Source organism: Streptomyces sp. Root1310 (assembly GCF_001426425.1).
GTDB lineage: Bacteria > Actinomycetota > Actinomycetes > Streptomycetales > Streptomycetaceae > Streptomyces.
In genome coordinates this window covers 41,433-47,874 of sequence record NZ_LMEQ01000013.1, presented here as the reverse complement: position 1 = coordinate 47,874, position 6,442 = coordinate 41,433, and the positions used below count along the sequence as shown (strand labels likewise).

Annotated in this window: 4 protein-coding genes and 5 pseudogenes; 4 read left to right on the top strand and 5 right to left on the bottom strand. The window is 66.7% G+C overall.

All coding sequences use genetic code 11. From position 1 onward, the window contains the following. Nucleotides 1-351 (top strand): annotated as a pseudogene (locus ASD48_RS23325) (hypothetical protein); the annotation flags it as partial. A gap of 206 nt (nt 352-557) precedes the next feature. On the opposite strand, the gene ASD48_RS23320 reads toward ASD48_RS23325, so the two are convergent. Together ASD48_RS23320 and ASD48_RS42275 are read right to left on the bottom strand one after the other, a co-directional pair. Next, nucleotides 558-782, bottom strand: coding sequence for a hypothetical protein (locus ASD48_RS23320; RefSeq protein ID WP_057603633.1), 225 nt, complete (start codon nt 780-782; stop codon nt 558-560). A 915-nt stretch (nt 783-1,697) separates the two neighbouring features. After that, a pseudogene (locus tag ASD48_RS42275) lies at nt 1,698-2,489 on the bottom strand (IS5 family transposase); the annotation flags it as partial. Between the two features lie 88 nt (nt 2,490-2,577). On the opposite strand from ASD48_RS42275, the gene ASD48_RS43525 reads away from it, so the two are divergent. Next, nucleotides 2,578-3,395 (top strand): IS5 family transposase gene (locus ASD48_RS43525; protein ID WP_107104380.1). Its coding sequence is split into 2 segments (ribosomal slippage): nt 2,578-2,920 and nt 2,920-3,395, totalling 819 coding nucleotides; the frame shifts between segments, so codons are not numbered across the junction. 251 nt (nt 3,396-3,646) lie between these two features. Here the strand turns inward: ASD48_RS43525 and ASD48_RS44350 are convergent. Next, nucleotides 3,647-3,860, bottom strand: a pseudogene (locus tag ASD48_RS44350) (lamin tail domain-containing protein); the annotation flags it as partial. Continuing rightward, a pseudogene (locus tag ASD48_RS46190) lies at nt 3,846-3,908 on the bottom strand (hypothetical protein); the annotation flags it as partial. The pseudogenes ASD48_RS46190 and ASD48_RS44350, both read right to left, overlap by 15 nt. Nucleotides 3,909-4,281: 373 nt before the next feature. On the opposite strand from ASD48_RS46190, the gene ASD48_RS42260 reads away from it, so the two are divergent. Both ASD48_RS42260 and ASD48_RS23305 read left to right on the top strand, forming a co-directional pair. Continuing rightward, nucleotides 4,282-4,818 (top strand): hypothetical protein, encoded by a 537-nt coding sequence (locus tag ASD48_RS42260; protein WP_242432696.1) that lies wholly within the window; start codon nt 4,282-4,284, stop codon nt 4,816-4,818. A 15-nt stretch (nt 4,819-4,833) separates the two neighbouring features. Continuing rightward, nucleotides 4,834-5,286 (top strand): hypothetical protein, encoded by a 453-nt coding sequence (locus tag ASD48_RS23305; protein ID WP_057603630.1) that lies wholly within the window; start codon nt 4,834-4,836, stop codon nt 5,284-5,286. Between the two features lie 42 nt (nt 5,287-5,328). On the opposite strand, the pseudogene ASD48_RS23300 reads toward ASD48_RS23305, so the two are convergent. Then, nucleotides 5,329-6,075: pseudogene (locus ASD48_RS23300) on the bottom strand (helix-turn-helix transcriptional regulator); the annotation flags it as partial. Between the last annotated feature and the right edge of the window lie 367 nt (nt 6,076-6,442).

Sequence of the window (6,442 nt, the reverse complement as noted above, 5' to 3'; positions counted from 1 at the left end):
AGCGGCGACGCAGGCTTCTTCCGGTACGCCCTCGGCCACGCCGCGCTGCGCCTGCACGGGGTGACCGGCTGGGCCCTGGACCGGCAGCGCGACGACGCCATCCCGATGCACGCGATGCGCACCGACGTCATGCCCGTAAGCCAGGACTCCTCCCGCCTGACCTACGCCACCCGCCAGGCGTCCGACACGGCGGCGGCCACAATCACGATCAGTCTCACCATGACGCAGGACGCCCGCCTGTCAGGGGCACTGCGCCACGAGAGGGCCTACCACGGCCCGGCCACCGCACGCTCGATCCTGCACCACCTCCATGAACACCTGGGCGCACTGTCCGGCTCGGCCGGGACGTGAGGCGTCGGCAACGTGCAAGTAAGCGAGATCAGCCCGACGCCTCGGGCCGTGCAGGCGGCACAGCCCCTGCCCCTCGTTCATGACCCGGATGACCCACCGGGCCGTCCGGCGGTTCGTAGCCCGCCCCGTCACTCCGAGGCAGACCTCGAAGTACTCCGCGCAGCAAGCCGGCTGCATCGTCGGAAGTCGGGTCTGCCGCGCAGGGGTCAGCTTTGCCTCTTGCGCCGCCACCTCGCACCGGCCTCTCGAGCCCGGTCGTTCCAGTGGTCCCGGACCCACCCCCACAACAGCGCCACCGGCGCTGCGACCAGAGCGACCAGGAACGAATGGTCCCATGCCATGCCGCCACGCCCATAGCGGAACATCAGCACGAGCAGCGCATAGACGGCGACGCCGAGTAAGAGAACCTTCAACGGTTTCGACAGATACATACCGTGCGGATACCCGGTGTCGACCGATGAACCCTGAGCACCCTTCGTCCCCCTTGGACCTCCTCCCAAAGCTAGCTGCGTTTCTCGCGCCCCTCGGCCGCCGCGGCGGGGGTTCTTGGCATCTGTCGAACTGGCCTGCCCGGTGCGGGGGGCGACCAGGGGCTTGCGCCCTTTGGGTCAGCCCTCAGCTGACGGCCGGGCCGGCTTCCTCGGTACCGGACAGTTCGCCAGGAACTGATGACGCCGGGCCGCGCGTTCCGAATCCTGCTCCATCACGGTGCGGAAAAGGTCGGCGATCGTCGGCGATCTCCTTCTTCCCCGCGTCGGCCCCGGCCCGGTCCCGACTACCTCGATGACCCTGGCCACGACTGAGCCGCCTCCACGGGCCGGGCCATGGCCTCCAACTGCCAGGCAGGAGACGGGCGAGGGCTGAGCGTCACCCCCAAGCGCCGGGCGAGGGCGGTCTCGAGGTGGGATCTCAGCGCGCGGTGCTGCGGCCCCAGCCAGTTCGGCCACTGGTCCGCAGACTTCAGTTTGTCGGTCACACCCGCCCAACGAGCGAGGCGCTGCCCACGCTGTCCGCCGTACGAGGGCGGCCCGGGCTGGATAACTCCTGACGATCTCCGGACCCTGCTGACCGCTCCGGCCTGCGTCGGCGGCCGAGTCGGCAGGCGCGGCGGGCGTCGTGCAGCTACGCGACAGCCGGGCGACGGCGGCCGGGGCCGGTGGGCGGGGGCTTGCTCGGGCTGCGCGTCCACGCTGGCGAACAACGCTGGCGAACAGCTCGTCCTCATCATGTGGGCCTCCCTTCCCACATCGCCCTAGCAGCATTTGCCCCGCTTCTTGTCCCTTTCTGTAACCCGCGCGAATGAATGGATTGTTTGCGTAGGCAGGGAAGCACCGGTCGACATCTGTGAGCCGCCGGTAACAGATGAGGGTACAGGCGATGCTCGTGAAAGCGAGGAAGTGCTCGGCTTTGCGCTCGTAGCGGCGGTGGAGACGGCGGCAGCCGGCGAGCCAGGACATAGTCCGTTCGATGGTCCAACGGTGACGCCCCAACCGCTGCTGGGTCTCAACTCCTCTGCGGGCGATGCGGTGCCCAATTCCCCGCTTGGATAACCATCGCCGCAGGTGAGCGTAGTCGTAGCCCTTGTCGGCATGGAGCTTGCCGGGCCTGCGACGGCGGGGGCCTCGGCGCGAGCGGACCGGGGGTGTGCCCTTCACCAGCGGAATCAGGGCCTGGCTGTCATGGATGTTGGCACCGGAAATCCCGATAGATAGGGGCAGACCGCTCCGCTCGGTAACCAGGTGGATCTTTGAACCGTACTTGCCCCGATCGACAGGATTCGGACCCGTCAACTCCCCCTTTTTTTGGGCCCGCATGTTCACCGAATCGATCGCGCAACGGGACCAGTCCAGGTTGCCGCGGGAGCCCAGTTCGTCGAGTACGAGGCGGTGCAGCTTGGCCCACACCCGTGCCTTCGTCCGCTCGGTGAACCGGCGGTGAGCAGTTGCCCCGGACGGCCCGAAGGAGGCCGAGGGCAGTTGCTGCCATGTACAGCCCGACGTCGCCACGAACACGATCGCGGCCAGCACTTCACGGTCACCGTGCCGTCGTCGACCACCGCCCTGAGGCCGCGTGGGGGCCTCAGGTGCCACCCGCTGGAACAGCTCCCACAACTCGTCCGTCACCAGCCGCTCAACGATTCCCACCACCCCGACAGCCTACCGAGACACCCAATTGAGATGGCTTCTTAGACCGTGTCCTACGTGGTGAGGCGTCGTTGACCTCGGTATGGGGCGGGGTACGTGGAGTTGGATTGTTCCGGACGGGCTGTGGGAGATCGCGAAGCCGCTGATCCCGCCCTCGAGGGTGCGGCCGCAGGGCGGCGGAACACAGGACACGCCTGATGAGACGCTGTTCGCGGCCATCGTCTACGTCCTGGTCAGCGGCTGCGCCTGGCGCCAACTGCCGCCCTGCTTCGGGATATCGAAGTCGACCGCTCACCGCCGGTTCCTGATCTGGTCGAGAGCCGGTGTCTGGGGCCGCCTGCACGAAGCAGTGCTGCACCGGCTCGACGACGCCGGTCTCGTCGATGTCACCCGCGTCGTCCTCGACACCGCCCACGTCAGGGCTAAAAAGGGGGCGAACACACAGGTCCGAGCCCCGTGGACCGGGGCAAGCCGGGTTCCAAGATGCACATCCTGTCGGACGCGAACGGACTGCCCCTCCTCGTCGGCATCTCGGCCGGCAACACCCACGACAGCGAAGGGCTGAAGCCCATGATCGAGGGTCACCAAACGAGACACGACCCCCACCGCGGCCGCCACTTCAAGCCTCAACGCCTACACGCCGACAAAGCCTACGACCGCGCCGACCTGCGGAAATGGTTACGTGGTAAACGCATCGGAGTACGGATCGCGCGCAAAGGCATCGAGCCCAGCGAACGATTGGGCCGCCGCCGCTGGGTCATCGAGCGGACGATGTCCTGGCTGTCCGGCTACCGACGTCTGAGCCCTCGCTACGAGCGCGATCCCCGCAACTACCTGGCCTTTCTCGGACTCGCAGCCGCCCTGTGCTGCTACAAACGACTCGTCCGCCTCACCACGTAGGACACGGTCTTAGATGACCGGGGCGTAAGCCTTGCGCGGTGCCGCCCTTGCCGCAACGGGCCTATCTCCGCGATAAGTTCAGTGATCGCAGCGGCCAGCAGGCCTCTACCCCTTCGGCCTGTGATGATCGCTGCACGAGCAGACGCCTCGGGGCCGGTGAAGGTGCCGAGGTGGAGGCGGGCGAGTTCGCGGCGGGCGGTCGACCACACGCCGGTGGTGGTCTCGGTGATGCGGATAAGGCAGCAGAACGAGCCGGTGTGGATCCGGACGGTGGCACGGCCCGCCAGGCGGTAGTGGTCGAAGGTGTACGTGTGGCCGGACTCGTCCCTCAGGGTCCAGCCGTCAAGGTTGACCGCGTTGCGGGGTGTTGTTGGTTAGCTCCACCCACTGCTTCTTCAGCACTTGGATCAGCTCGTACGCCTCGTCCAGCGTCAGCAGGCGCAGCCGCTCGGCGTCGTGCTCCATGGGCGCGAAGTCGATCTCATCGAGGTCAAGGGGTTCGTAGCCGTCCATGATCAGGGCAACGTCACCGACCGCTGGCGGGCTACGGCAGGACAACCCCTGCGGCCCCGGCCTGCCGTAGCCCGCCAATTCCTGGGCCGGGTACCCGGCTTCTACTGGTAGGCCTGGTTCAGCGCCCAGATCGCCCCGACGATCACGGCCAGCGACAGCACAATGGCCGTCGTGCCGAGTGCGACTCCCGCCCGCGCCGCCCGGGAGGCAGTCGCCTCCTCCCGGGGCTGAACCCCTGATCTCGGATGTCCGCCAAAGCGGATCAAGCACACTCGCGCCTCTCCGGGCCCTGGCAGGCCTCTCGCCTCCGGTGTGCATGGAACCACAAGGAGATGTGGACGGATCACCAACGACAGTCGTGCTACGGCTACGCATGATTGATCCCAAGCGCCGGAAGGCTCGCCTGCCCGCCCAGCCGACGGGCTATGCGGGTGCGGGGCAAAGCAGTAGTCGACAGAGAGAAGGACAGACCATGCGTACAAGGGCGTTGACCGTGATGGTCGCCGTTGCCGGCACCGTAGCCCTCAGTGCCACGCCCGCCAGTGCAGCGGTGGGCTGGAAGGCCGTGGACACCAACTCGAACTGGAGTTGTGGCGGTTATAAATCGCATCCGCTGTCCGGTCAGCTAAAGCTCAAGGTCTGCATCGTGAGGAATTCGAACGGCGACGCTCAAGCGATTGTGGTGGTACAGAATACGACGGGGGTGCCGGTATCGATCAGTGGCGCAGTGCGCAGCGACTTCGGAAGCAACGTCGACTGCGCCGGCACCACCCTGAACACCGGATTCACTCGCGGTTGTTTCGCTGGAACCGCCACTGACGTCACTGACAGAACCTTCCTCAATGCCACAGGGTACCTGGAGGCCAACGGTGTCACGGCCTCAGTCGGTCACGGAATCGCCAACACCTAGAGCTAAGGGATTTTCATGCGTCGCTTCACTACCGTGACTGCCGCTACGGCCGCCGTCCTGATGTTCGGAGCGAATTCCGCTTCCGCCAGCCCGACAGAGAACTGGAAGGCCGTGGACACCAACTCGAACTGGCACTGCGCCGCGTACACCACGCATGTGGACAAGCCGGGGGTGAAATTCAAGGCTTGTGTAGTAGTGAACTCCAACAACGACGCGCAGGCCGTGCTTGTCGCTCAGAACATTTCCGGAGGCCCTGTCACCATCGATGGCCGCATCGTCTTCCAGTCGCAACTCCACGGAGACGCCTGGTGCGCCTCGACACCGCTCAACACGGGTTTCACCCGGGGATGTTTCGCTCCCACCGTGCAGTTGGCGCCGTGCGACAGCATAGGGATCGCCGTGGTGACGCTCGGAGTCAACGGCAGGGACGACACCGCTCGCAGCGAGACGTTGATCAGCACCTGCTGACAACGTGTCCCCGCGCACCCTCATCGGTGTATCGAGAGGCCCTCAGTTTCGTACGCGCCGGCTTGGGGCGACATTCGTCGGGGCAGCATCTGCGCTCTTGTCGGACAGGGCCTCAAGCCGGTAGTCACTGGGAGCGAGACCGTAGGCGGAGCGGAAGGCTCGAGTGAAGTCGGCCGCGCGAGGGAAGTTCCAGCGGGCGGCGACGGCGTGGATCGGCATGCTGCCGCTGGGAGCGAGACCGTAGGCGGAGCGGAAGGCTCGAGTGAAGTCGGCCGCGCGAGGGAAGTTCCAGCGGGCGGCGACGGCGTGGATCGGCATGCTGCCCAGGGCCGGATCAGCCAAATCACGGCGGGCGCCCTCCAGACGCTGGCCKCGTATCCAGGCCGCGACCGTCTCACCAGGCATCTGCTGTTGGAAGATGCGGTGCAGGTAGCTGACGGAGATGTGGTGCGCGGCAGCGATCGCRGAGGGCGTCRGTTCGGGATCGTGAAGGTTCTGCCGGACGAACGCCCGGATTCGTTCTGCGAGCACCTGCTGGCGCGTCTCTGGCGAGAGGACGGCCTCCGCGTCGAGGAGTTGGCAGATCCACGCTGTTACCAGGTCGACTACGACCTTGCCCATGTGGGGCGCGTCGGAAGGCTGGAGGTGCTCGGACTGACGGTTCAGTCCGAGGAGGAAGGCCGCGAGGAGGGAACCGACTCCCTCGTGCACCGGCATCCGTCTGTTCAGCAACTCCCGTACCCGCTGCGGCGGCAGCGGCAGCATCACCTTCGGGATGTCCACGCCGATNGGAACCGACTCCCTCGTGCACCGGCATCCGTCTGTTCAGCAACTCCCGTACCCGCTGCGGCGGCAGCGGCAGCATCACCTTCGGGATGTCCACGCCGATYCCTCTGACGATCCGGCGTTCCCGGTCGTCCAGCGGCCGGAAGTCACTCCAGCCGGAGCCCCGCGGAGGTCGGCGATGTGGCTGCGGACCATCTGGTGGGTGACGGGCGCGTTGTCGGCAGTGAGTTCACGATGTAGCTGGGTGACGCTGGCGCATCCCTCGGCGAAGCGTCGCTCCAGGTAGGGCTTGTAGGGGTCCAGCCTGCTCGGTGGGGGCCGCCCCCCCCCCGCCGCGGTCTCGGCAGAGCGACCTGCGTATGCGGAATTC

Excerpts from the sequence above, each read along its gene's own strand:
- ASD48_RS42260 (WP_242432696.1), top strand. The coding sequence starts at position 4,282 with ATGATTGATCCCAAGCGCCGGAAGGCTCGCCTGCCCGCCCAGCCGACG.
- ASD48_RS23305 (WP_057603630.1), top strand. The coding sequence starts at position 4,834 with ATGCGTCGCTTCACTACCGTGACTGCCGCTACGGCCGCCGTCCTGATG.
- ASD48_RS23320 (WP_057603633.1), bottom strand. The coding sequence starts at position 782 with ATGTATCTGTCGAAACCGTTGAAGGTTCTCTTACTCGGCGTCGCCGTC.